We start from the raw sequence: 24733 nt of genomic DNA, 5'->3' as shown, positions 1-24733 counted from the left end.
GTTGGTAATTTCTTCATGGACCATATTGATTTTGGCAATAAAGATTTTTCAAGGGTGCTTTATACTGGGATTGTCATTCGAATGAATGCAAAAAAAGAGGGGCCTTTTCAGACCCCCTCTTTATCGTAATATTTGTATCGGCGATTACGGATGGCCGGTATCCTGCGCATTGTTTAAAGCCGCTTCAGGATCTCTTCACCGATAGCATCGGTACCAAGGATCTTGTCTTTTGGAGTGGAGCTATCTGCAATATCCCCGGTGCGGAACCCGGCTTTCAATACCTGGTCTACGGCATTGATCACATCTTCGCTTTCCTGCTTTAAGCCAAAGGAAATGTCCAGCAGCAGGGCAGCAGATAATACGGAGGCCATGGGGTTGGCTACTCCCTTTCCGGTAATATCGTGAGCGGAGCCATGTATGGGCTCGTAAACGCCTGTGCCGTCGCCAATAGAGGCGGAGGCCAGCATACCCATGGACCCGGCAATCTGCGAAGCTTCATCGGTAAGAATATCGCCAAACAGGTTGGCGGTAACCACTACGTCAAAACGTTTGGGATCCTTGATCAGCAACATGGCTGTGGCGTCTACAAACTGGTGTTCTACGGTCACTTCAGGATATTCTTTGGCCACCTGCTGCACCACTTCGCGCCAGAGGCGGCTGGTTTCAATCACGTTGGCTTTATCTACGGAACACAGTTTCTTGCCGCGCGTCATGGCCGCTTCAAAGGCCTTACGGGCGATGCGCTCTACTTCAAAGCGACTGTATTGTGCAATGTCAAAAGCAGTATCACCATTGTCTTTGCGGCCTTTTTCTCCAAAATAGATATCTCCCGTCAGCTCCCGGAAAAAGAGGATGTCAGCGCCTTTTAAAATTTCCGGTTTAATGCTGGAGGCTCCCAGGAGTTCATCAAAAAGTTTGATCGGGCGCAGGTTGGCATAAAGTCCCAGTTCCTTGCGCATTTTCAGCAACCCTTGTTCCGGGCGCACTTTGGCCGAGGGGTCGTTATCATATTTTGGATGTCCTACGGCACCAAACAGCACCGCGTCTGATTGTTTCATTTTTTCCAGGCTCTCGTCGGGTAACGGGTTGCCCGTGGCTTCGATGGCGGCATGGCCGATCAGTGCCTCATCATAGGTAAATTCATGACCGTATTTTTCAGCGATCTTATCCAGCACTTTTTTACCTACAGCGGTTACTTCCTGTCCGATCCCGTCCCCGGGTACAATGAGAATATTCTTTTTCATGCGTCTTTTTTATTTGATTTCTACCGGCTGCCACGGCACATTAGAGAATTTCTAAAAAGCTGTTCAGGCGGCCCCCTAAGATACTGGATACCGGGTTATTTTTTCAAAAAAAATGAAGATCCTTTGCCAGGGCAGGGGCTGTATGAACATTTACGAAACCCGCCGGGCCATTAGCGCTTACGCATTATTCCGTTTCTTACCCGCTTCAGCGTGCATTTAAGCGGCTTGCGCATTTTTTATTTTCCCGGCTGCGAATAGAAGTTCATTTTTACACCTGAACGATTACAATCATTTATTTTATGAAGAACCAAATGAATCAGGCCGCAGGTATCATCTGTACGATTCGTAGCGTTGTTTTTTTACGATCACCGGTTGCAGGAAGGAGGACCGGCGCTGCGGGCAAAAGGTTTGCCCCTGCAGGTGAGCATGTGCCCTGCCATTCATTTTAAAGTGATCCAATGACACAGACGCAAACCATACTTATAAAAAAAACCTGGAGGTTATTCCGCTTTGTTTCTCCGGCCGCGGTGGGAGATGCTTTCTACGGGAAACTGTTTGCAGACAGCCCGGGGTTGAGGAAGCTGTTTCCTGCAAACATGGAGGCCCAGTACCGGAAGCTGCTGGTTTCCCTCAATGTGCTGGTGGCCCGGTTGGAAAACAAGGATGAAATAGCGGGTTATCTTGCAGCCCTTGCAAAACGCCATGCCGGGTATGGTGTAAAAGAAGCACACTATATGCTGGTGGGAAATGCCCTGTTATGGACGCTGCAACAGGGCCTGGGAAATGACTGGAATGCCGATGTGGCGGCCGCCTGGGCAGCCCTTTACCAGGAGGTTGCCGATATCATGATTCAAAATAGCCACGCGCATTATCCGGCTCCGCGTTAGCAGACCCGGCGCCCATAATGCGTATACATGCCGATCGGAACGCTGTTATGATGCTTGGGGAGATCAGGCATTCCGGTACGGGAATGGTTTTCCTTCCCGCTCAGCTACACCAGGTTCAGCATTTTTTGCGTGGCTTTAATGGCGGCAACGGTTTGGTCGCTGTCCAGGCCTGTAGTTGTAAACTCCCGGCCGTTATGATTCCAGGTGATAATGGTTTCGCAAAGTGCATCGGATTTTCCACCGGGAGGGATCCGCACGATATAGTCGGTCAATTTTGCCAATGGCAATTTTTTCTGTGTATAGATCTTACGGAGTGCATTCATAAATGCATCGTATTGACCGTCGCCCTGCGCATTTTCCTCTACCACACCATCTTCAAACCGGATGCGGACCGTGGTAGAAGGACGCATATTCTTTGAATGCGTGAGCACATAATCTTCCACATGTACTTTTTCTGCTGTGGTATTGCTGTCCAGTACATCGGAGATGATGAAAGGAAGATCGTCCTGTGTTACGGTTTCCTTTTTATCGCCCAGCTCAATAATGCGTTGGGTAACTTTTTTCAGATCTTCATCGGATAGTTGGATACCCAGTTGCTGCAGGTTATTTTCGATATTGGCCTTGCCGGAGGTTTTGCCCAGGGCGTATTTCCGTTTACGCCCAAACCGTTCGGGCATCAGGTCGTTGTAGTAGAGGTTCTTTTTCTTATCGCCATCGGCGTGGATGCCGGCCGTTTGGGTAAATACATTTTCACCGATCACGGGTTTATTCGGTGATACACGGAAGCCGGAAAAGGCTTCCACCAGTTTGCTGATCTTGTAAAGCGCTTTTTCGTTTACGTTGGTTTTAACATCTTTCTGAAAATCGTTCAGTACAGCTACAATGCTGGCCAGGGGCGTGTTTCCGGCCCGTTCACCCATGCCGTTGATGGTAAGGTGCAACCCGTGTGCGCCTGCTTTTACGGCTTCCAGTGCATTGGCTACTCCCAGGTCATAGTCGTTATGTCCGTGAAAGTCGAAGTGCAGCTGCGGATACCGCCCGGTGATCGCCGCGATATAGCCATGGGTTTCCGAAGGAATTAAAATACCCAGGGTATCGGGCAGCAATACACGTTTGATGGGTTGCTTGGCGATAAAATCCAGGTACTGGAACACATATTCTTTGGAGTTGCGCATCCCGTTGCTCCAGTCTTCCAGGTACACGTTACAGTCGATCCCTTTTTTCTGTGCTTTTTTTATAACCGCCGCAATATCTCTAAAATGTTCTTCCGGTGTTTTTTTGAGCTGATGGGTCAGGTGGTTCAGGGAACCCTTGGTAAGAATGTTCATCACCTTTGCACCGGCCTTCTCCACCCAGTTGATGGAAGTGTCGCCATCCACGAAGGTCAGTACTTCAATCTTATGCAGGTGCCCGTTTTCCCTGGCCCAGTCCGTAATGCGTTTTACCGCCTGGAATTCGCCTTCGGAAACGCGTGCGGATGCGATCTCGATCCGGTCTACTTTTACCTCGGTTAAAAGCAGTTGGGCAAGTGTTAGTTTTTCTGTTGCTGAAAAAGATACGCCGCTGGTCTGTTCTCCATCCCGCAGCGTGGTATCCATTATTTCGATTGATCGTTGTTTCATCTTTCCGGTATATTACCCTGAGCCGGTGTTGCCGGCGGGCCGGTGAGTAGTGTGCTAAATGATCGTGTCATGCGGGGTCTGTCCGAAGCATATTCTGGGAGACGAAGCATGACACGATTTTATAAGGGGCCTTAAACAGGCGGTTGATTAATACAGGCTTTTATCTGCAAATGCGGTGATGTCCTGTTTCATGGATTGCAGGTAGTCGATATCATCGAAGCCATTCATCATGTTATGCTTTTTGTAGCCGTTGATATCGAAGCTTTCCTGGTCGCCGGTAGCCCGGATGGTAACGGTTTGCTCAGGAAGGTTTACTTCGATTTCTGTAAGGGGATCGGCTTCAATTGCCCGGAATATTTTGTCGAGGAAGGCCTCGCTTACGGTTACGGGCAGCAACCCGATGTTGAGCGAGTTACCTTTAAAGATATCTGCAAAAAAGCTGGAGATCACGCAGCGGAATCCGTAGTCGTAAATCGCCCAGGCGGCATGCTCGCGGCTGCTGCCGCTGCCGAAGTTTTTACCACCAACGAGGATCTTCCCGGAGTAGATGGAATTGTTTAAAACGAAATCCTGTTTGGGAGTATCGTCGCTGTTATAGCGCCAGTCGCGGAAAAGATTATCGCCAAAACCCTTACGCTCCGTGGCTTTCAGGAAGCGGGCGGGGATGATCTGGTCGGTATCCACATTCTCGATGGGTAAGGGAACCGCTGTGGAGGTTAATACTGTAAATTTATCGTAAGCCATTCTATTTGTTTAAAATTTGAAGTTTAAAGTTTCAGGTTCCTGCTCTTTGCTGTTGGGATGGAACGTTTGTTTGCTGATGTTGTGTAAACTTCCGGATCTGTACTGCGGTACAAGTGTGCGACGCAAGAAAGATGAAAGAAGCACCGGTGCCGGCTACATAATCCTGGGGATGATTGGTCATTACAACATACACCATGCAAGGTTAGGCTTCCATCAACTCGCGTGGGTCGGTTACCACACCGGTTACTGCCACCGCGGCAGCCACATACGGACTTGCCAGCAGCGTGCGGGCACCGGGACCCTGACGGCCTTCGAAGTTGCGGTTGCTGGTGCTTACCGCGTATTTGCCGGCGGGGATCTTATCTTCATTCATGGCCAGGCAGGCAGAACATCCGGGCTGACGCAGTTCAAAACCGGCTTCGTTTAAAATATCCAGGATGCCTTCTTCTTTGATCTGTGCTTCTACAATATGAGAGCCGGGAACCAGCCAGGCCGTAATATTGTCGGCTTTCTTTTTGCCTTTTACAATGGAGGCAAAGGCGCGGAAGTCCTCAATGCGGCCGTTGGTACAGCTGCCCAGGAATACGTAATCGATCTTTTTGCCCAGTATTGCTTCTCCCTCGGCAAAATTCATATAAGCCAGCGATTTTTTATAAGAGGCTTCTCCGTCTTTTACTTCGGATGCTTTTGGTATATGGTTGGTGATACCGGTGCCCAGGCCGGGATTGGTACCGTAAGTGATCTGGGGCTCGATATCGGCTGCGTCAAAATGCAATTCTTTATCAAACGCGGCAGCATCATCGGTTTTCAGGGTTTTCCAGTAGGCAAGTGCGGTATCCCAATCGGCACCCTTGGGTGCTTTGTCTCTTCCGTTGATATAATCGAATGTGGTTTGGTCCGGAGCAATCATACCGCCGCGGGCACCCATTTCGATGCTCATATTACAAACGGTCATCCGGCCTTCCATGCTCATGTTTTCAAAAACTTCGCCGGCATATTCTACAAAATAACCGGTGGCACCGCTGGCCGTGATCTGGGCGATCATGTACAGGGCCACATCTTTTGGCAGCACGCCTTTGCCCAGTTTGCCATTGATCGTAATGCGCATTTTCTTGGGCTTTGGCTGCATGATACACTGGGAAGAGAGCACCATTTCTACTTCTGAGGTTCCGATACCAAATGCGATGCTTCCAAAGGCACCATGAGTAGAGGTATGGGAATCTCCGCAAACAATGGTCATTCCCGGTTGAGTGATACCGTTTTCGGGTCCTACCACGTGTACGATCCCGTTCTTGGGACTTCCCAATGCCCACAGTGAAATGCCCCATTTGATAGCATTGCTGGAGAGCGCTGCCAGCTGGTTTGCCGATAAAGGATCTTTCACCGGCTGATCCTGGTTCATGGTAGGGGTATTGTGATCTGCGGTGGCGAATGTACGCTGAGGGTAGATTACCGGAATACCTCTTTGTTCCAAACCGAGGAAGGCCACCGGACTGGTTACCTCATGAATAAAATGACGATCGATAAACAGTACATCCGGGCCATCTTCAATATGGCGTACCACGTGGGCGTCCCACACCTTATCAAACAAAGTAGTCGCGTTGCTCATTATAAAACTTGAATTGTTATTTAAATATATCCAATTGAGTGCCTGTAAAATTAGACAAATTTTTAATGGAAAGACACTGTACCAGGGGTCTATTTATAAAACAGCGACGCTTGTTTGAATTTTTGGAAAATGTAAAATAGAACCGGTTTGGGGGATGTTGAGGAGCATGTGCTGTAACCGGGTGAGTTAGTTTAAGTTGCTGATAATTATTGTTTTGCATGTCGTTCATGGCGCAGCGGATACCGCAGGTACAGGATTTTTGAATTTTGAAGAACCGGCATTGGGAAGCGTAGATAGCTTTGGAATTTGATCGGAGGCTCCGGTCGATTCCGCGCTATCGGAACCGGTTTTTCCGGAACCGTATCGGGTTTCTCATAATTTTGTACCAGACATCTGCCCGGTTTAAATATAGTAAATGGATATAATATGGAGACCGTTTTTACCACCAGGTTAGCAACAGCTGCCGATGTGCCGGCGATAGCAGCATTACATGTAACTGTTTTCAAAGAAACACACGGGAGCATCGGCGCACCGGAAATTGCGTTGCGTGTATGGCAGTGGGAGCAGGTTTTTATGGCACCGGAGGGCAATTGGTTCTGCCTTGTCATGGAAACAGCATCGGGCGGCCTGATCGGGTTTGCAAAAGGGCAGGCCTATCAGGAAGCGGCTCATTCTGAGTTTGCAGGGGAGCTGAATAAGATATATCTGCTGCGGGAATACCAGGGCAGGGGGTTGGGAAAACGATTGATCGGCTGCGTTGCCCGCGCATTTATACAACGCAATATCCGGTCAATGTTGTTGTTTGGCGATGCGGATCTTCCGGCTAATAAGTTTTACGAACGCATGGGTGCAGAGCGGCTTTTTGCCGGGAACGGCGATTTTCATGGCGGCTATGGATGGAAAGATCTATCCCTTCTTGCAGCAGGAATTAAAAACGTATAAACAAACGAGCGGCCCATTACTTATTCCTGGTGCCGTGCTTCCGCAACGGGTAATCGTTCATAAAATAACCGTTGCCAATATCAATATCTTCCGTTTTTTGGATCCCGTACCCCTGGCTTTGATAAAAACCGGCTGCTTTATTCTGGGGGGACATTCCGCCATGGTTCCTGTGCTTTATGAGAAAAAGCCCGTTGAGAATAATGTGATGAAGAAAACAGCAGCAAGCAGGAGGCCTAACGGAATACGCTCCAAGCGGGCAGCTCCGTTTTTATTTAGCGATATGTAAGCGATGAATCCAATGATTACAAGGCCGGTTGTGAGGCAGGTGATCATTAACTGGTTGGATGCTTCAACTTTTAAACGATGCCGGCAGGAACTGGGTAAAAACTGAACCCGGTCTTTAGATAAACCATAAAGCCAGGACTCGTAATCGTACCATTGAGCATCTCTGAATATTTTGTAGTCGGATGCTTCTATGGTAATGGATGCGACGGTTCCTTTTTTAAAATGATTGGTGATTGTCCGGGGATTGATGCATTTTAGTTGTAAGGAAATCACCCTGAAGGTGCGGGGGCTTTCGATAAACTTCAACCTAATTGCGGGCTCTGTTTGCTGGGTGGCCGGGGTATAGGAAGCGTCTGTTGCCAAATGAAGATTGTTTATCTGCATATAGGTTTTGTCGTCATTGGTTACTGTGGCCTGCTTTATAATTGCGTAGGCCAGGATCACGAGTACCAGGGCTCCGGCGGTTCTTAGTTTGGCTTCTACGTCCATGTTGGTTAAAAAATGTGCGTTGATAAAAAAACGAGCATGTTCGCTCCATGCTGCAAGGTGCCGGAACAGGAAGCCGCTGCGTGTTAAAACGTCATCCATTGTTGCGTACCCTGTCTATAGGGGTCATCCTGTACTACTACAGTTTTTTCCGCATCTGGTAATCGTTCATAAAATAACCGTTGCCAATATCAATATCTTCGGTTTTTTGGATCTCGTACCCCTGGCTTTGATAAAAACCGACGGCCTTATTCTGGCGGTTTACATTCAGCCATAATTCCTGTGCGCCGTATCCGCTTACAATATCCTCCATACTTTTTAACTGGAATTTACCGATCCCTTTTCCATGCAGTTTTTGCGACAGGTAGATTTTATGGAGTTTCCAGGCACCGGGCCCTTTTTGTTCGATGGCGGTATATCCCATATCTGTTCCATTATGCCGCAGGATATAGAATGCAACACCCCGTTCCATTTCCTTTTCCAGAACAGCGGGGGCATACATCATTTGCAACATATAATCCATTTGTTCTTTGTTGAGGATCTGCTCAAAGGCTTTGGGCCAGATCTCCAGTGCCAGTTGATGAATAATGGACACTTCGGCGTGGGTTGCCTTTCTTACGGTGGTTGTTTCCTGTTGCGTCATTTTTCAAAGATAGGAAATAGCGATTGTGGAATTGTTCGATCAGCGCGGGCCCGGGGAGAACGGTGGTGTTTACGAACAGACTGTTCTTGCAGATCCATTTTTGTTTGTTTCACGCGGCGATGCGGCGGAGCAGGGGCGCAGCGTTTCTGGCTACAGTTTGCGGCTTTGTGTTTTTGTGATAGCAACGGTCTTTTTTCAATAATGACACAGTGTGTAGCGGTTTCGAAGTTCCTGGTGATCCGGTGCATTCCATGCGGACTCAATGCTCCTTTTGTTTCACGCAGCGATGCGGCGGAGCAGGGGCGCAGCGGCGCAGCGCTTCTGGCTACAGTTTGCGGCTTTGTGTTTTGTGGCAGCAACGGCCTTTTTCAATAAGGATACCGTGTGCAGCGGTTCCGAAGTTCTTAGCGATGCATTGCGTTCCTTGCGGTTTTATTGCTCCTCTTGTTTCACGCAGCGATATGGCGAAGCTGTGGCGCGGCGGTTGGAAGCTTCAGGCTACAGTTTGCGACTTTGTGTTTTTGTGATAGCAATGGCCTTTTTTCAATAACGATACCATGTGCAGCGGTTCTGAAGTTCTTAGCGATCCGGTGCGTCCCTTGCGGATTCATTGCTCCTTTTGTTTCACGCAGCGATGCGGCGGAGCAGGGGCGCAGCGTTTCTGGCTACAGTTTGCGGCTTTGTGTTTTTGTGATAGCAACGGTCTTTTTTCAATAATGACACAGTGTGTAGCGTTCCGAAGTTCCTGGTGATCCGGTGCATTCCATGCGGACTCAATGCTTCTTTTGTTTCACGCGGCGGTACGACGTAGCGGCGGCGCAGCGGTTAGAAGTTGCTTAGCTGCACTTTTCGATTTGTGTTTTGTGGTAGCAACGGCCTTTGATCAAAGATGATAACCGACCGCAAGACTGATTCCCATGTTTCTGAATTCTTCGCTGGTCACTTTATTGTTTTCCAGCGGAGCGATATTACGTAACCCGAATTGACCGTTTAGTTGCAGGTATACCGAAGATCCGATATTCATACCGGCCAGCAGGTTCACGCCCAGGTCTGCTCTGCGGCCATAGTTGAATTTATCGTCATCCGGGTCCTGCTTGCTGATATCGGTATATTCGATGGAGCCGGTATCCCATCCCCAGGAGGTATTATACTTTAGCGTCCACCGGCCGCCGAGGCCATAGGCAATATAACCACCCGCTCCAATGAAAAAGCGCTCAATATCGCCGGGTAGATAATAAAGAATGTTCAGGGGCAATTCTGCATACCAGGGGGTAACACATAAAATACCATCGCGGCTGCCTTCATCGTACTCCTCCCGGTATCCTTTTGTGCTGAATTGAAGACCGGTTTGAAGGGTAATAGGGCGCCGGTTCAATGCTATGGGGATGTTTGCAAGAACACCCAACTGATATCCCGGGTTGAATTTATTTTTAACGGCCGCACCGTTGCGGGTTTCCTTCCAGGCTACTTTTGATGCATTAAATCCTGCGTTCAAACTTACTACGGTCTGCGCCTTTGTATTTAAAACGGATAAGCAAAGGGCGCCGTAAACCAGTAAGCAAAGCCGTTGTTTTTTATGCTTCATAAGCAGAAATGGTTTCGATAAAATGGGTTGTTTAATAATGTTAAGTTAGGCCGTTTTTTTTAGGTGCCTTCATATTCCAATGCAAAATTTGGTTAAAATTAAAAGCCGCTTTTCACCATGATTTTACAAAACAGAATAAGGGTGCGATGTTCAGCGGCGTTGCTCAATAATGAACGCGTCCCGGTGGTTTTAAAATTGCTGAAGTAACGGTACTGCTTTGTATACAAAAAAGCCACCCCGTAGGGTGGCTGTCTGTTTCATGAGTTCGGAATGAATATATTTTAGAATTTATATCCAACGGAAATTCCAAATCCGGTATTTTTCATTTTTGCGTCTGGTTTTTTGCCATCATTTTTAGGCTCGATATTCAACAGGCCTAACTGACCGTTCAGCTGAAAGGACAGCTTGTTGGCAAATTCATAACCAAAGAGCAGGTTGGCACCAGCGTCAAATGGTTTACCATAAACTAATTTGTCTCCGCCTGAAGCGTCTTTTGAATCACCTTTAAATTCTAAAGATCCATCGCTGCTAATAGATGCATTGCCGCCTGAAGCTTTTGCGTCCCATTTTCCACCAACACCGTAGGCTACATAAGGACCTGCACCCAGTAATAATTTACCGGATCCCAGTTCAGGTTTGTAAAGAAAGTTTACAGGTACTTCAATATAAGATGCTGATGCTTTTCCGTTGATGTTTGCATTGCCACCAAAGTAACTGTTATCTGTTTTGAAACCTTTGGTACTGAACAAAGCGCCTGGCTGTACGTAAAACTCATCGGCTACCGGAATATCGAAAGTAACCCCAGCATGCCAGCCCGGATTCAGCTTGGTATCAACTTTGTTGTCATTGGCATCTTTAATGGTTGCATTTGAAAAGTTTGCGCCTGCACGAATACCAATCTCTACCTGTGACATGGCCGCACCTGATATGCTTACTGCGGCAGCCACCATAAACGCTTTTAATAACTGATTCTTCTTTTTCATAAAATATAGGTTTAATGATCAATGTTTCTGCTGTTCTTCTTATCCTTTCTTGGCCTCTGTTGCGGCATCTGCCTTCATCTTATCATTGGCAGAGATCACAAATTCTACGCGGCGGTTCTGCGCCCGGCCATCAGGTGTGTCATTGGAGTATTTGGGTACGCTAAAGCCGTAACCTTTGGTGGTCATACGTTCCAGAGAAATGTTGTGCGAACCCAGGTAATTGGCTACACTGGAAGCTCTTCTTTCAGATAAGGCCTGGTTGTATTTTGCCGTACCGGTATTGTCGGTATGCCCCTGGATCTCCAGGTCGGTATCAGGATATTTATTCAGGATGGTGATCAGGTCATTCAATGTGCCCTGGGCAGCAGTTGAAAGAGACGACTGATCGAAGCCAAACAATACAGCACTGTTAAACTCCACCGTGATACCTTCACCTACACGTTCTACCTTGGCTCCAGGTACCTGTTGTTTGATTTCCTCTGCCTGTTTGTCCATTTTTTTACCAATAATAGCGCCGGTTACACCACCTACAGTGGCTCCGATGATGGCTCCAAGTCCGGCATTGCCTGCGGCTTTACCAATTACAGCTCCCATAGCAGCGCCTCCTCCGGTTCCAATAATGGCCCCTTTTTGAGTCCGGTTCATAGAATCGCAACCTGCAAGGGTTAAGCCGGTTAACGCGATTCCCAACGATAAATTTCTCAGTTGTTTCATGTTTTTTCTTTTGATATTCAAGTCTTGCCAAATAATATGCCAAAACAGATTTTGAAAATTTGGCAGTTTGGAAATAAAGACCTGTTTTTATAAAAAAGGGTTGCCTGAACACAGGCAACCCGCTGATTTTAACATTTTTATTGATCCGGATTAATTCTGGGCAGGTGCGGCTTCAACAGCGGCTGCCGGTGCATCCGTTTTCGTACCGGTATAGGTAATACCCTTGATCACCGGTTTTTTTGTGGTGGTCTTTTTGGGTTTTTTAGCGGTATCATCCGTCATGTCTGCCTCGCTGGCTACGGCTGCAGAATCCGCAGCTACGGTCATTTCAGGAAATACAGTCGCCGGTTGTTCCTCGTTGTATTTATTACCGATGTTTACATACAGGGTATTGGCGTCCTTGTCAAAAATGAGGGTACCTTCCTGAATGGCACGACCATTTACCACTTTACTTTTCGTTTTAGTGGCGGTAGCATCATCCCCGGTTGCTTCCACGGCCTCTTCATCATTGGCCAGGGTTTTTTGAGCAGGGATCTTGTACGTTGCAGGAGCATCCTTTATCAGGGCCTTAAATTTTCCCTGAGGCAATCCGCTTACCCAAACAATTCCTTTGTTCTCCCCGTCTCTTGTAATGGTTACATGCGATGATGTGCCTTTTTTATCGGTTAAATCAAAGCTGCCCAATACCGGGAAGATTTCGTTCTCCGTCATCGAGTCCGGCATCGGTAATAATTCCTTGGGTTGTGGTTTATAGTTTCGGGGAACTTCTGGAGTAGTGCTTGTTTGAGCAATCGTTGCCATAGCGATGGCTATTGCTAAGAAGAATGTAAGAAACGACCTTTTTTTCATAAATACGTTTTATTTAAGAATGATTTCAAATTATCCTAACCACTGAAATTATTATGCCAAACCGGGCGTTTGGCCTGAAAAATATATATTTTAATTTTTGCTTATGACTTGCGCAGCTGATTCTGAACGGGTCCGGAGCTGGAAATGAAGATTGCCAGCATAAAAAAGCACAAGGCGCCGGCTCCCGGAGCCGGGAAAAGGGAGTGGAGGGATATGTAACTGGTTGAAATTTTACGGCAAAAAAAACTCCCTGCCGATTTCGGATCCTTTCGCAGATTGGGAAAGAAAATTTATGTAGGTTTGTGCCTTGTTTTTTACCGTCATTCCAAATTCATATACAATTGAAAGCTGAAAATGAAGTAATTGACGTATCCGGCGCAAGGGTACACAATTTGAAGAATATTGATATTTCGATTCCGAAAAATGAGCTGGTGGTTATTACCGGCATCAGCGGCAGCGGCAAATCTTCCCTGGCATTTGACACCATTTATTCGGAAGGGCAGCGTCGTTATATGGAAACATTCGGCGCCTATGCCCGCCAGTTTATTGGCGATATGGAACGGCCGGATGTGGATAAGATCACCGGTCTGTCTCCCGTGATCTCTATTGAACAGAAAACCACCAATAAAAACCCCCGTTCAACCGTGGGAACGATTACGGAGGTATATGATTTTTTCCGGTTACTTTTTGCCCGCATCGGCGAAGCCTATTCGTATAATACCGGAAAGAAAATGGTGAAGTGGAGTGAAGAAGAAATCGTTGAAAATATTTTTAAAAGGTTCCGTGATCAAAAGATCAACCTGCTGGCACCTGTAGTGCGTGGCCGTAAGGGGCATTACCGCGAACTGTTTGAAGATATCCGGAAGAAGGGGTACCTGAAAGTAAGGGTAGACGGGGAGATAAAGGACCTGGTGCCGAAAATGCAGGTAGACCGTTACAAGATCCATGATATTGAAATTGTAGTGGACCGCCTGGAAGTAAATGCGGCTTCCAAAGCCCGCCTGAGCCAGAGTGTACAGGCTACACTGAAGCTGGGCAAAGAACTGATGTTTTTATTGGTAGATCAAACGGACCAGCCGGTGCAGTATAGCAAACAACTGATGTGTGAAGATACCGGTATCAGTTATGAAGAACCTTCTCCCAACTCCTTTTCGTTTAATTCACCGTATGGAGCCTGCCCGTATTGCAAAGGCATTGGAACGGCCTATGCGATCGATATGGAATCGGTATTGCCCGATCGCAAACTCAGCATCAGCGAAGGCGGTATCGCCCCCCTGGGTGAAGAGCGTAATGCAAGCGTGTTTCAGCAGGTTGTGGCTTTTGCCAAAAAACACAAGATCAATATGAACAAGCCGGTGGAATCCTTGCCCGCCGGTCAGCTGGAATTGTTATTATACGGCGATGGAGGTGCCGACCAGGCACTGGACCTCGATGGCTCCGATGAGTCGATCCCGGATATTTACACCGGCAGCTATGAAGGAATTATTCCCATGCTGAAGCGCTGGTTCTTTTCCAGTCAAACCTCCGAATGGCTGCGGGAATGGGTGGAGCAATTTATGATGTTGAAATCCTGCCCATCCTGTAATGGCGACCGCCTGAAAAAGGAGAGCCTTTGGTTCCGGGTAGATGAAAAGAATATTGCAGAACTGAGTAACCTGAACCTGGATAAACTGGGGATATGGCTGAAGGGGATCGAATCCCGCCTGTCTAAAAAACAAAATGCGATCGCCAAGGATATTTTAAAAGAGATCCGGGAACGCCTCCAATTCCTGCTGGATGTAGGGCTAACCTACCTGACGCTTTACCGCCCGTCCCGTACGCTGAGCGGCGGTGAATCGCAGCGGATCCGGCTGGCCACGCAGATCGGCTCGCAATTGCAGGGGATCACGTATATCCTGGATGAGCCGTCGATAGGACTGCACCAGCGGGATAATCACCGCCTGATCACCTCTCTGCAAAACCTGCGGGATATTGGTAACAGTGTGCTGGTAGTGGAACATGATAAAGATATTATGCTGGCAGCCGATTACCTGATCGATATCGGTCCCAAGGCCGGCTATCATGGCGGACGTGTGGTGGCAAAGGGCTCCCCCAAGGAGATCCTGAAACTGGATACGATCACAGCGGGGTATCTGAACGGACATCTGAAAATAGAAACGCCGCTGGAACGCAGACCAGGTAACGGAAAAACGCTGGAGCTGAAAGGCGCCACCGGCAATAACTTAAAAAATGTAAGCGTGCAGTTTCCGCTGGGTAAACTGATTGTGGTAACCGGGGTCAGCGGCAGCGGGAAATCGACCCTGATCAACGAAACCCTGTACCCCATTTTATCGCAACACGCCTATCATTCCAAAAAGGCGCCCATGGCCTATAAATCGGTAAAAGGACTGGAGCATATTGATAAGGTAGTGGAAATTGATCAATCGCCTATCGGCCGTACGCCACGGAGCAACCCGGCTACTTATTGCGGATTCTTTACGGATATCCGTACGCTGTTTGCGGCTGTTCCGGAGGCCAAGATCCGGGGCTATAATGCCGGGCGTTTTTCATTCAATGTAAAAACCGGCCGCTGTGATGTGTGTGAAGGCGGAGGCATGCGGGTGATTGAAATGAACTTTCTTCCGGATGTATATGTACCCTGTGAAAAATGCAATGGCAAACGCTATAACCGGGAAACACTGGAGATCCGCTATAAAGGAAAGTCGATTTCGGATGTGCTGGATATGACGGTAGATGATGCCGTTGAATTTTTTCAGGCCGTGCCTTCTATTTACCGGAAGATAAAAACCCTGCAGGATGTAGGGCTGGGTTATATTACGCTCGGACAAAGTGCGGTAACCCTTAGCGGGGGCGAGGCCCAGCGGGTGAAGCTAAGCACGGAGCTGAGTAAAAAGGACACGGGAAAAACCTTTTATATTCTGGATGAGCCGACCACCGGTTTGCATTTTGAAGACATTAAACATCTGCTGCAGGTATTGAATAAACTGGTAGACAAGGGGAATACGGTGCTGGTAATTGAACACAATATGGATGTGATCAAAGTGGCCGATCATATTATTGACCTGGGACCGGAAGGCGGCGATGGCGGCGGACGCATCCTTTTTGAGGGAACGCCGGAAGGGTTGGTAAAGTGTAAGGAAAGTTACACGGGGCAGTATCTGAAAGGGGAGTTGTGAGCGGAGTGAAAATACCACCGTCACCTCGACCGCAGCGGAGAGGTCTTTACGGTCTTATAATGTTCAGGAGCGTGCGGGGATTTGTTTAGCGATATTTCCATAAAGGGTTCCGACTGAGCTCGAAACGAGGCTGAATGTTTCTTGTCTTTAATGCACCTGAAAGGTTGTACACCAAAAATGACCTATGAAAAAAGGAGGATTCATTTATGTTTTGACCAATAAGCTAAAAACGGTTTTGTACATCGGTGTCACCTCCAATCTGCGGGCCAGGTTATGGGAGCATGCGCATCACGAAAATCAAAATAGTTTTACCGATCAGTACAACGTTACCTGTCTTGTTTATTACGAGTGGTTCGATTCCATCATTGCGGCTATTGAACGAGAGAAACAATTAAAGCGATGGTCAAGAACAAAGAAAATAGCGCTGGTAAAAGTGAAGAATCCAGAATGGCGCTTTTTGAATGAGGAAGTATATGAGGAGATTTATAGCCTTTTGTATTAACGGTTGAAGCATGATCCGTAAAGGTTTCTCGGCAAGCTCGAAACGACGGGTGTTTTGTTGCGGAAATGAAAGATCCTTTCACCCCTGCCGCAGCGGAGCGATTCTTATGTAATCGTCGAGTCGGACGATATCTTACCTGGATCCCGCAGCGGTTTCCCGGAAAGCTCGAAACGACAGGAAATAGACAAATGTTAATTCAATTCCACCGCTATATTCCAGTTGGCCTGCTTTGAAAGATATTCGATCAGTTCATTGTTCATTTCAAATCCTTTTCCGCGGGTTAACAGGTCTACCGTAACATCTTCGGCGGCGTCCTTAATCGACAGTTTGAGTGTGCTGGGGCCTTTATGCGCTTTCAGGTTGGAGTGAATGAACTCTACCGTTTCTTTTGTGATCTCTTCAACCGGCAATTCGATCTTGAGGTTTTTGGTCTGGTTCTTTATCACACTTTCAGCGAGGCAGATGGAGGTGATCTTAAAATCAAAATCGCCGTTAAAGCGCTGTTTAAAAAAGCCGGTAAGGTATACGGTTGCACCCAGCTGCAGCATGGGGGAATACTTCATATAATCTTCAGAAAACAGTACCATATCCAGCTTTCCGCTGTAATCTTCAACGATAAAACTCCCGAATTTGTTCCCGGTACGGGAAACCCGGTGTTGCGCATCAGACACCAGTCCCATAATTTTAAAAGTAGCTGCGGAACTCACTTTTTCTTTTTCCTGGTTTTTGTACTCGTTGATATAGGAGATCTTGGTAATGCCGTAATGCTCCATTTCAAAACGGTAATCATCCAGCGGATGCCCGCTGATAAAGATCCCCGTTACCAGCTTTTCATGATCGAGCTGTACTACCAGCGGCCAAGGGGTACATTCGGGAATCTTTGGCAACTGTACTTCCATCACCTCTGCCAGGTCGCCAAAAAGGGTATTGGTGGTTGTCTGCGACTGGGTCTGGCAGATCTGTCCATATTTTACAATTTTTTCAAGACCGTTGGTGGTATCTCCCACCGGTACATGAAAATACTGGGCACGGTGCAGGTCTGTAAAACAATCAAAGGCTCCCGCATATGCCAGGCTTTCCAGGGTTTTTTTGTTTACGGTACGTTGGTTTACCCGTTTAATCATATCGAAGATGGACGCATAAGCGCCATTTTCATCCCGCTCCTGGATCAGGCTTTCAACGGCAGCTTCACCCACGCCCTTTAAGCCGCCGAGCCCGAAGCGGATCTCACCCTTTTTGTTTACGGCAAATCCTTTTTGTGATTCATTGATATCCGGACCCAATACCGGCAATCCCATCCGTTTACACTCTTCCATAAAGAAGGTGATCTTTTCCAGGGAACCGGCGTTATTCAATACGCCGGCCATGTATTCGCTGGGGTAGTGGGCCTTCAGGTAAGCGGTTTGATAGGCCACAAAGGCATAGCAGGTGGCGTGCGACTTATTGAACGCGTATTGTGCAAATGCCTCCCAGTCGGTCCAGATCTTGTCCAGCTTATCTGCGGGATGCCCTTTTTGCGAGGCACCTTCCACAAACTGCTTTTTCATTTTGTCAAGAACCGCTTTTTGCTTTTTACCCATCGCCTTCCGCAGTACGTCCGCATCCCCCTTACTAAAGCCGGCCAGCTTCTGGCTCAGCAGCATCACCTGCTCCTGGTACACGGTAATTCCATAAGTGTCCTTCAGATCGTCTTCCATTTCCGGAAGGTCAAAGACCACCTCCTGGCGGCCGTGTTTCCGCTCAATATAATCTGGGATATACGCCAATGGTCCCGGCCGGTACAGGGCGTTCATGGCAATCAGATCGTCGAAACGGTCGGGCTTCAGCTCCCGCAGGTATTTTTGCATCCCCGCACTTTCAAACTGGAACGTGGCATTGGTTTCTCCTTTCTGGTAGAGTTCATAGGTTTTTTCATCATCCAACGGGATATCGTCAATCACAATATCCAGATCATAGTTCTGCTTGATCAGCTTCAGCGCGTCCTTGATGATGGTAAGGGTTTTTAAACCCAGGAAGTCCATTTTAATAACGCCTGCTTCTTCAATTACACTGCCCTCAATTTGGGTAACCCAAAGATCGGAGTCCCTGGCGGTACTTACCGGAATCAGTTCTGTAAGGTCTTTGGGGGCAATGATGATCCCTGCAGCGTGAATACCGGTATTGCGTACGGATCCTTCCAGGATCTCGGCTTCATGCAGTACCTTGGCCTGAAGGTCGTTCCCGTTGTACACATCGCGGATCCGTTTTACGTTTTCAATATCATCGGCACCCAGTCCCTCTTTTTCGATCAGCGTTTTTTCACCGGCCTTTGGGGAAAGCGGCGCGTGTAATACGCGTTTTAATGAGATACCCGGTTTTTCCGGAACCAGTTTTGCCAGCGCGTTGGAGTCGGCCAGCGGCAGGTCCATTACCCGCGCCACGTCCTTGATACTCATTTTCGCGGCCATGGTACCATAGGTAATGATCTGTGCTACCTGGTTCTTCCCGTATTTCTGTACCACATAGTCGATCACCCGCTGGCGTCCTTCATCATCAAAATCGGTATCGATATCCGGCATCGATTTACGGTCAGGGTTCAGGAAACGCTCAAACAGGAGATTGTATTTGATGGGATCGATATTGGTGATACCGATGCAATAGGCTACCACCGATCCGGCGGCAGAACCCCGGCCCGGCCCGATAAATACACCACTGTCGCGGCCGGCCTTGATAAAATCACTTACAATAAGGAAGTACCCGGCAAATCCCATGGTTTTAATGGTGAACAACTCAAAATCGATCCGTTCCTTGGTACTATCGGGCATAACGCCATATCGTTGCTGCGCACCCTCGTAAGTCAGGTGCCGGAGGTATTCCCACTGGTTGAGTGAATCGGCCGAAACCACTCCTTTATCCGTTTTCTCATCTTCGGTATGCCGTTTAAAACCGTCCGGTATCGGGAAGTTGGGAAGCAGGATACTGCGTTTGAGGTCCAGCAATTCAATTTTATCAACAATGGCGTTGGTATTGTCAATGGCCTCGGGAAGATCGTGAAACAGTTTACTCATTTCTTCCGTATTCTTAAAATAGAACTGGTCATTGGCAAACGCAAAACGCATGTTCTTCATGTTTACGTCATCGTCTGCAAAATCACCGCGAAAGGCAGGTGTTGACTGCTTTTCACCGGTATTGATGCAAAGCAGGATGTCGTGCGCGTTAAAATCGTCCTGTTCCACATAATGCGAATCATTGCTGGCAATAATGGGCACTTTGTATTTTACCGCAAACCGGATCAGTACTTCGTTCACCTTATCCTGGTCGCCGATGCCGTGGCGCTGCAGTTCTACATAAAAATCTTCTCCGAAAAGATCCAGCCACCATTTAAATTCAGCCTCTGCCTCGGCTTCCCCTTTACGCAAAATAGCCTGCGGCACAGAAGCTCCCAGGCAGCAGGTGGTAGCAATCAATCCTTCATGGTACTTAAGGATCAGCTCTTTGTCGATACGGGGATATTTACCATACAGCCCTTCAATAAAGCCCAGCGAGGTTAGTTTGGTCAGGTTGCGGTACCCCTGCTCATTTTTTGCCAGCAGGATCTGGTGATACCGTTTATCTTTTTTTTCCTTGGTGAAGGTTTTTTCGTGGCGGTTCTCCACGAGGTAAAATTCGCAACCCACTACCGGTTTTACCTTCGGTTTGCCGTTTTCATCCAAATGTTTATAGGCCTCCGCCACAAACTGGAAGGCTCCGTACATATTTCCGTGATCGCTGATGGCGAGGGCCGGCATCCCGTCGGCAATGGCTTTTTTATATAAAGAACCGATCGGCGCGGCGCCATCCAGCAAGGAATATTGGGTGTGAACGTGTAGATGCGAAAATTTCATGTTGTTTATTTCGTAGTTAACCTTTGAAGGTCAATTTCTTATCAATTTTTTGAGTGCTTACAGGTGTTTTTTGCCGGCCTGTTGCGCCCGGTTTTTTCCGGTTGCTAAAGTCCTATAAAAACGGTAAAAACAGCGATCTTTTTATGCACATCTGCAAAATGAAAACAATGAAAGCAGGGCGAGGGTTTAAAAGGTCAGCTGCACTGTTCCATTTATCTACAGGCAACTATACTATATTTTTTACCATTGATTATCAGTTATTTGTGAATAAAATTTAAAAATATTTTAAGAAAGGGCAATAAATGATCTGGATCAACGTTTATAGATATTTGAAAATTGGCATTTCAGCATGGTTTGGATTTGAATGCTGATAATTGGTAAACAATTAAACATTTTATTATTTTGAGACATATATTGACGGGATTTAGCTTGATGGTGCTGATGACTAGCTGCTCAACCGCCTCTAAATTTTTTGCCTCATCAAATAAAAGCAATCCGAAATCTGAGCTGCAACCCACTCAAAAGCCCGGTCCTGCTGCGAACGCTTATATGGAGCAGGTGACCATTTCTCCGAGGAACTCGAAAACCGATACGCGGATGCAACGCATCGAACAGAACATTGCCTCCAGTGGGGTGCGGGATGTAAAGGCGGTGCATGCAGCCATCCTGGTACCACGTACAGCCCCGGCCAGCGAATTGCAGAAAAAATATGCACTGATTTTGAATGTGCTGCCCAATACTATTGGCAATAACGATCTGTTGGAAACAATGGACGACTGGTATGGTACCCGCTACCAATATGGTGGTACCACCAAATACGGGATCGACTGCAGCGCATTTACCCGCGAAATGTACCGGGGCGCTTTTGGTATCGAACTTCCCCGTACCGCCCGTGAGCAATATGGCCGTGCCCGCAAGATCTCAAGCACGGAGCTGAAAGAAGGCGATCTGGTGTTTTTTAATACAACCGGCGGAGTTTCTCATGTGGGCATGTACCTGGGGAACAACAAATTTGTACATGCATCTACCAGTAAAGGGGTTACCATTAGCGACCTTTACGAAACGTATTATCTTTCACGTTTTATCGGCGCAGGCCGTATAGAAGCTACATCTGAAGAATACCTGGTTCGCAATAGCAGCGGATCTTCCGGGGTAAGCAATTAATGATTTTTTTATTAGCAAGGAAAGCGCTTCTGAAAAGGAGCGCTTTTTTGTTTTTATAGCGACATGGGATATTGTTTAGGATCTAAAGATGGAATCGGTCTTGTAAGCTAATGGGCGGCAACTGAGAATAAGTTTAAGGTTTAACAATGGATCCGGTTTCATACTTGGTACAGTTGTTAACTCCCCGATCCTGAATGTAATTAACTGAAAACTGATGGCTGATCGTTTAACGCTCCTTATTTTTCTTCAGCCGCTTTACCAGTGAACCCAGTACCGGTTTCAGGTCGGGCGTAAGGTTTAGCATATAAACGCTGCCGGTGAATAACACCACAATAAAAATACTGCGGGCAAATAAACCTAGAAAGCCATGCAGGTTGCGGAACAGCAGCCAGGCGAGCAGGTATACTGTTACACTGAGGATCACTGTATACAATGATTGCCTGGTAAAAGGAAAGAGCCGGAACTTTTTCCATAAGAATGTAATCCGTATGATATTGTAGATGGTAATGGAAATCAGGTTGGCAATAGGAGGTCCAATGAGGCCATACCGTTTGGTAAAGATATAGGTGAGCGGCAGCATAAACAGCAACAGGATGATGCCGCTGATGAAATCAAATTTCCAGTAAGTGGATGTGCCGATGATCTGGGCATTTACACCCGTACCCATATCCACCACTCTTGTTAATCCCAACAGGATAAACGGAACAAAGCCAAGCAGGAAGCTTTCCCGTAATTTAAAAGTAACAACGGCATCTGTATAATTCAAGGCGATCAGCGTAAACATCAAACAGGCAAAGATCAGCTGGTTAATGGAGGAACGCTGATAAATATTCTGGATCTGGCTTATTTTTTTGTCTTTCCAGGCCTTGGATATATAAGGCATGGAAGCGGCTATAATGCTGCGTTGCGGCGCCTGTATAAGACTGGTGAGGAACTGGGCCAATGTAAATATTCCTAGGTTTTTTAGCCCGGTTTCTGTAACCGAAGCCAGTACCAGCGAATCGAACTGCTGGGAAATGGTAAACACCAGCATGCCGGAATAAATAAAGGCTATAAAGCGAATGATGGGCCTGAAGAAGCGGCGGGTTACCTTGCTTACTTTAAAGGTTAGGTGTATCTTTTTGGTGGCTACCAGGTAAATCAATAAGGTTAACGCAATAACGGGATAGGCAAAAGAATAGAGCTTAATGAACCGGTCAAAATCCGGGACGATTTTTACAATAAATAAAACAATGAGTATCGTAACCAGCACACGCCACTGGACCTCTTTCAGGAAGTTGGTAAGAATGGATTTTTTTAAACTCCAGCCGTATGCCTCCAGGATACCGAAGATGGTTAGCCCAAAAGACATGGGATACATCCAGTAATAATAATAAACGGCCAGAGCCGATCCGTTGCTGAATTTCCTGGCGAAAAGATCCTCAAAAACAATTCCCAGAACAAAAACAAGGGCAAAGCAAACAAGCCCGGTTAACAGGGCCCAGGCAATCATGTCATTTTTCCGGGGCTCCAGGTGATCATTATAGTAGTGGTAAAACTTGTAAATATAGGAGGGCATTCCCAGGGATGCAAAGGATACGATGAGCTGGGCAGCTGTTACAAACAATTGTGTTAAACCATATTGCTCTTCTGTAAAAAAACCTTCTTTTGTAAATAAATACGTGTTTAATGCGCCTACCGCAAACCCGATATAAATAACTGCCGACGAAATAAGACTGTGCTTCCTGATTTGTGCGCTCATTGAAAAAAATTAAGAAGCCTCTGCTACCCGGATGTAAAAATTAGGACTCGCCAATAACGCACCATCCGTCAGGATGCTCGCGGGCGCCTCCTGGTACTGCTCCCTGGGGCTGAGCCACTGCCCGCCGGCCAGCTGCACCGGCATGTTGAAGCCGGGCACACAGTTGGTCCATTTATAACGCACTTTACCGCCGCTGCGGGTATAGGTGAGTACCGGTATATTCGTGGTACGCAGGTATTGATCAAATACTTTCTGGAGCGGCTTTCCGGTTTTGCGGATGATGTAGCTTTCGATCTGTTTGCCGGTTACCGTTTGGTGATAGAAGTCGCGGTTGAGGCCACGCAGCAAATCGCGGAATTTGTCGTCGTTGTTCATTAGCTGGCGGATGATATGGATCATACTGGCGCCTTTATCATACATATCGCTGCTGCCTTCTTTGTTTATGCCATAGGGGCCGATTATGGGCGTGTCGTTCTGGATGTTTTTCCGTTGGCCGATCACATACTCGTTGGCGGCTTTCAGACCATGCCTGCATTGTACAAAAAGCGTTTCAGTATAGGTGGTGAAAGCCTCGTGCACCCACATATCGGCAATATCCTTTGTGGTGATATTGTTGGCAAACCACTCGTGCCCGCTTTCGTGTACGATGATAAAATCCCAATCGTCGCCCCAGCCGGTGGCAGACCGGTCTTTGCCGAGGTATCCGTTTAAATATTTATTACCGTAAGCTACCCCGCTCTGATGCTCCATGCCCAGGTGCGGTGCATCAACCAGTTTATAACTGTCTTCATAAAAAGGGTAGGGGCCCATCCAGTGTTCAAAACAGCGGAGCATGGGCTTTACGATCTTAAAATGTTCGGTTGCTTTTTCCTGGTTATAATCCAGCACCCAGTACCCGATATCCAGCTTTCCTTTTTCGCCCTGCAGGGTGTCGTTGAAATTTACGTAATGCCCTATATAAGGTGTGATGAGGTAGGTATTGATCGGTTGCGATACCGTCCATTTCCATGCGGTGGTACCATCCTGGCCGGAGGTTTTGGAGGTCAGCCGGCCATTGCTCACAGCCGCAAGGCTATCCGGCACATGAATGGTAAAGGTGATGCCCCGGTCTGGTTCATCGGCCTGGTAATCTTTACAGGGCAGCCAGGTACTGGCGCCGATCCCCTGTGTGGCGGTGCTGACCCAGGGCCGTCCCTGCGCATCTTTTGTAAAGATCCATCCGCCATCCCATGGTGGAGTTTTGGCCACAATGGGGTTGCCCCGGAAATAAACGCGGATGGTACGGGTTTTGCGGCCGGCCGTACCGCGTGGTATATAGAGCCAGAATACATTTCCTTCCCGCTGAAAGCGGATGGGGCTCTTCGTATCCCGGTCTTCTGCCTTTTCGATCTGCATGGGCTCCTGCAGATCGAGTTGTAGCGGCGCTTTTGAGTTGCTGAGGACGGAATAAGTGATATCATTGTACCCGCTTACCGTTTTGCTTTCAATATCTACATGCAGCTGGATGTCATATTGAAGCACATTCCACCAGCTTCTTCCTGCTCCGTTGCTGCCTCTCAGGCTGTCCTGCCGGGTAAACGTATCTTCATGGTTCAGCAGTTGTGCCTGCACAGATCCTGTTGCAAGCAGCAGCAGACAAAGCGTTTTGAGAATATTTTTCAAAAAAATCATTACCGGAATGGTTTGAATTGTAA

The 24733-nt window shown here is 47.5% G+C and carries 18 protein-coding genes; 5 read left to right on the top strand and 13 right to left on the bottom strand.

Going from position 1 to position 24733, the window contains the following annotated elements; all coding sequences use genetic code 11:
* Positions 1–173: 173 nt before the first annotated feature.
* A complete protein-coding gene (gene leuB / locus LQ567_RS08320) occupies positions 174–1244 on the bottom strand; it encodes a 3-isopropylmalate dehydrogenase (protein WP_231004039.1) in 1071 nt (356 codons plus the stop codon).
* Positions 1245–1702: 458 nt separating this feature from the next.
* On the opposite strand from leuB, the gene LQ567_RS08315 reads away from it, so the two are divergent.
* Positions 1703–2131 carry a globin domain-containing protein gene (locus tag LQ567_RS08315; RefSeq protein ID WP_231004038.1) on the top strand — a complete coding sequence of 143 codons (429 nt, stop codon included), beginning with the start codon at positions 1703–1705 and terminating at the stop codon, positions 2129–2131.
* A gap of 104 nt (positions 2132–2235) precedes the next feature.
* Here LQ567_RS08315 and LQ567_RS08310 read toward each other — a convergent pair whose 3' ends face one another.
* From LQ567_RS08310 to leuC, 3 genes are all read right to left on the bottom strand, one after another.
* The gene (locus LQ567_RS08310; RefSeq protein WP_231004037.1) at positions 2236–3753 is read right to left on the bottom strand and encodes an alpha-isopropylmalate synthase regulatory domain-containing protein; all 1518 of its coding nucleotides are present in this window, start codon (positions 3751–3753) and stop codon (positions 2236–2238) included.
* Between the two features lie 147 nt (positions 3754–3900).
* Positions 3901–4497, bottom strand: coding sequence for a 3-isopropylmalate dehydratase small subunit (gene leuD / locus LQ567_RS08305; protein ID WP_231004036.1), 597 nt, complete (start codon positions 4495–4497; stop codon positions 3901–3903).
* A gap of 202 nt (positions 4498–4699) precedes the next feature.
* A complete protein-coding gene (gene leuC, locus LQ567_RS08300; RefSeq protein ID WP_231004035.1) occupies positions 4700–6106 on the bottom strand; it encodes a 3-isopropylmalate dehydratase large subunit in 1407 nt (468 codons plus the stop codon).
* 426 nt (positions 6107–6532) lie between these two features.
* Between leuC and LQ567_RS08295 the strand changes: the two genes are divergently transcribed.
* Positions 6533–7048, top strand: coding sequence for a GNAT family N-acetyltransferase (locus LQ567_RS08295; protein ID WP_231004034.1), 516 nt, complete (start codon positions 6533–6535; stop codon positions 7046–7048).
* 174 nt (positions 7049–7222) lie between these two features.
* On the opposite strand, the gene LQ567_RS08290 is transcribed toward LQ567_RS08295, so the two are convergent.
* From LQ567_RS08290 to LQ567_RS08265, 6 genes are all read right to left on the bottom strand, one after another.
* Positions 7223–7921 (bottom strand): hypothetical protein, encoded by a 699-nt coding sequence (locus tag LQ567_RS08290; RefSeq protein WP_231004033.1) that lies wholly within the window; start codon positions 7919–7921, stop codon positions 7223–7225.
* A 37-nt stretch (positions 7922–7958) separates the two neighbouring features.
* Positions 7959–8462, bottom strand: coding sequence for a GNAT family N-acetyltransferase (locus LQ567_RS08285; protein WP_231004032.1), 504 nt, complete (start codon positions 8460–8462; stop codon positions 7959–7961).
* A gap of 883 nt (positions 8463–9345) precedes the next feature.
* Entirely contained in the window at positions 9346–10047 is a 702-nt protein-coding gene (locus LQ567_RS08280) for an outer membrane beta-barrel protein (RefSeq protein ID WP_231004031.1), read from the bottom strand.
* Between the two features lie 281 nt (positions 10048–10328).
* Positions 10329–11030 (bottom strand): porin family protein, encoded by a 702-nt coding sequence (locus LQ567_RS08275; RefSeq protein ID WP_231004030.1) that lies wholly within the window; start codon positions 11028–11030, stop codon positions 10329–10331.
* A gap of 39 nt (positions 11031–11069) precedes the next feature.
* Positions 11070–11744: an OmpA family protein gene (locus LQ567_RS08270; RefSeq protein ID WP_231004029.1), complete on the bottom strand. Its 675-nt coding sequence runs from the start codon at positions 11742–11744 to the stop codon at positions 11070–11072.
* Positions 11745–11894: 150 nt separating this feature from the next.
* Positions 11895–12593 carry a hypothetical protein gene (locus LQ567_RS08265; protein ID WP_231004028.1) on the bottom strand — a complete coding sequence of 233 codons (699 nt, stop codon included), beginning with the start codon at positions 12591–12593 and terminating at the stop codon, positions 11895–11897.
* Between the two features lie 341 nt (positions 12594–12934).
* Between LQ567_RS08265 and uvrA the strand changes: the two genes are divergently transcribed.
* Together uvrA and LQ567_RS08255 are read left to right on the top strand one after the other, a co-directional pair.
* On the top strand, positions 12935–15769 hold the full coding sequence (uvrA, locus tag LQ567_RS08260) for an excinuclease ABC subunit UvrA (RefSeq protein WP_231004027.1): 2835 nt from the start codon (positions 12935–12937) through the stop codon (positions 15767–15769).
* A 184-nt stretch (positions 15770–15953) separates the two neighbouring features.
* Positions 15954–16271, top strand: coding sequence for a GIY-YIG nuclease family protein (locus tag LQ567_RS08255; RefSeq protein WP_231004026.1), 318 nt, complete (start codon positions 15954–15956; stop codon positions 16269–16271).
* Positions 16272–16462: 191 nt separating this feature from the next.
* Here the strand turns inward: LQ567_RS08255 and dnaE are convergent, their stop codons facing one another.
* Positions 16463–20134 (bottom strand): DNA polymerase III subunit alpha, encoded by a 3672-nt coding sequence (gene dnaE, locus LQ567_RS08250; protein WP_231004025.1) that lies wholly within the window; start codon positions 20132–20134, stop codon positions 16463–16465.
* Positions 20135–20731: 597 nt separating this feature from the next.
* Here dnaE and LQ567_RS08245 point away from each other — a divergent pair.
* Positions 20732–21298 (top strand): C40 family peptidase, encoded by a 567-nt coding sequence (locus tag LQ567_RS08245; RefSeq protein WP_231004024.1) that lies wholly within the window; start codon positions 20732–20734, stop codon positions 21296–21298.
* Positions 21299–21524: 226 nt separating this feature from the next.
* Here LQ567_RS08245 and LQ567_RS08240 read toward each other — a convergent pair whose 3' ends face one another.
* Positions 21525–23039: a polysaccharide biosynthesis C-terminal domain-containing protein gene (locus LQ567_RS08240; RefSeq protein WP_231004023.1), complete on the bottom strand. Its 1515-nt coding sequence runs from the start codon at positions 23037–23039 to the stop codon at positions 21525–21527.
* 9 nt (positions 23040–23048) lie between these two features.
* Positions 23049–24710, bottom strand: coding sequence for a M1 family metallopeptidase (locus tag LQ567_RS08235; protein WP_231004022.1), 1662 nt, complete (start codon positions 24708–24710; stop codon positions 23049–23051).
* Positions 24711–24733: the final 23 nt, after the last annotated feature.

Origin of the sequence: Niabella pedocola (assembly GCF_021044425.1) — a bacterium.
Lineage (GTDB): Bacteria > Bacteroidota > Bacteroidia > Chitinophagales > Chitinophagaceae > Niabella > Niabella pedocola.
This window is presented reverse-complemented; position numbering and strand designations above follow the sequence as displayed.

Coding starts and splice junctions, on each gene's coding strand:
- LQ567_RS08310 (WP_231004037.1), bottom strand. CDS start 3,753: ATGAAACAACGATCAATCGAAATAATGGATACCACGCTGCGGGATGGA.
- leuC (WP_231004035.1), bottom strand. CDS start 6,106: ATGAGCAACGCGACTACTTTGTTTGATAAGGTGTGGGACGCCCACGTG.
- LQ567_RS08285 (WP_231004032.1), bottom strand. CDS start 8,462: ATGACGCAACAGGAAACAACCACCGTAAGAAAGGCAACCCACGCCGAA.
- LQ567_RS08315 (WP_231004038.1), top strand. CDS start 1,703: ATGACACAGACGCAAACCATACTTATAAAAAAAACCTGGAGGTTATTC.
- LQ567_RS08265 (WP_231004028.1), bottom strand. CDS start 12,593: ATGAAAAAAAGGTCGTTTCTTACATTCTTCTTAGCAATAGCCATCGCT.
- leuD (WP_231004036.1), bottom strand. CDS start 4,497: ATGGCTTACGATAAATTTACAGTATTAACCTCCACAGCGGTTCCCTTA.
- LQ567_RS08280 (WP_231004031.1), bottom strand. CDS start 10,047: ATGAAGCATAAAAAACAACGGCTTTGCTTACTGGTTTACGGCGCCCTT.
- leuB (WP_231004039.1), bottom strand. CDS start 1,244: ATGAAAAAGAATATTCTCATTGTACCCGGGGACGGGATCGGACAGGAA.
- LQ567_RS08295 (WP_231004034.1), top strand. CDS start 6,533: ATGGAGACCGTTTTTACCACCAGGTTAGCAACAGCTGCCGATGTGCCG.
- LQ567_RS08235 (WP_231004022.1), bottom strand. CDS start 24,710: ATGATTTTTTTGAAAAATATTCTCAAAACGCTTTGTCTGCTGCTGCTT.
- LQ567_RS08240 (WP_231004023.1), bottom strand. CDS start 23,039: ATGAGCGCACAAATCAGGAAGCACAGTCTTATTTCGTCGGCAGTTATT.
- LQ567_RS08290 (WP_231004033.1), bottom strand. CDS start 7,921: ATGGATGACGTTTTAACACGCAGCGGCTTCCTGTTCCGGCACCTTGCA.
- LQ567_RS08275 (WP_231004030.1), bottom strand. CDS start 11,030: ATGAAAAAGAAGAATCAGTTATTAAAAGCGTTTATGGTGGCTGCCGCA.
- LQ567_RS08245 (WP_231004024.1), top strand. CDS start 20,732: ATGCAACGCATCGAACAGAACATTGCCTCCAGTGGGGTGCGGGATGTA.
- LQ567_RS08270 (WP_231004029.1), bottom strand. CDS start 11,744: ATGAAACAACTGAGAAATTTATCGTTGGGAATCGCGTTAACCGGCTTA.
- LQ567_RS08255 (WP_231004026.1), top strand. CDS start 15,954: ATGAAAAAAGGAGGATTCATTTATGTTTTGACCAATAAGCTAAAAACG.
- dnaE (WP_231004025.1), bottom strand. CDS start 20,134: ATGAAATTTTCGCATCTACACGTTCACACCCAATATTCCTTGCTGGAT.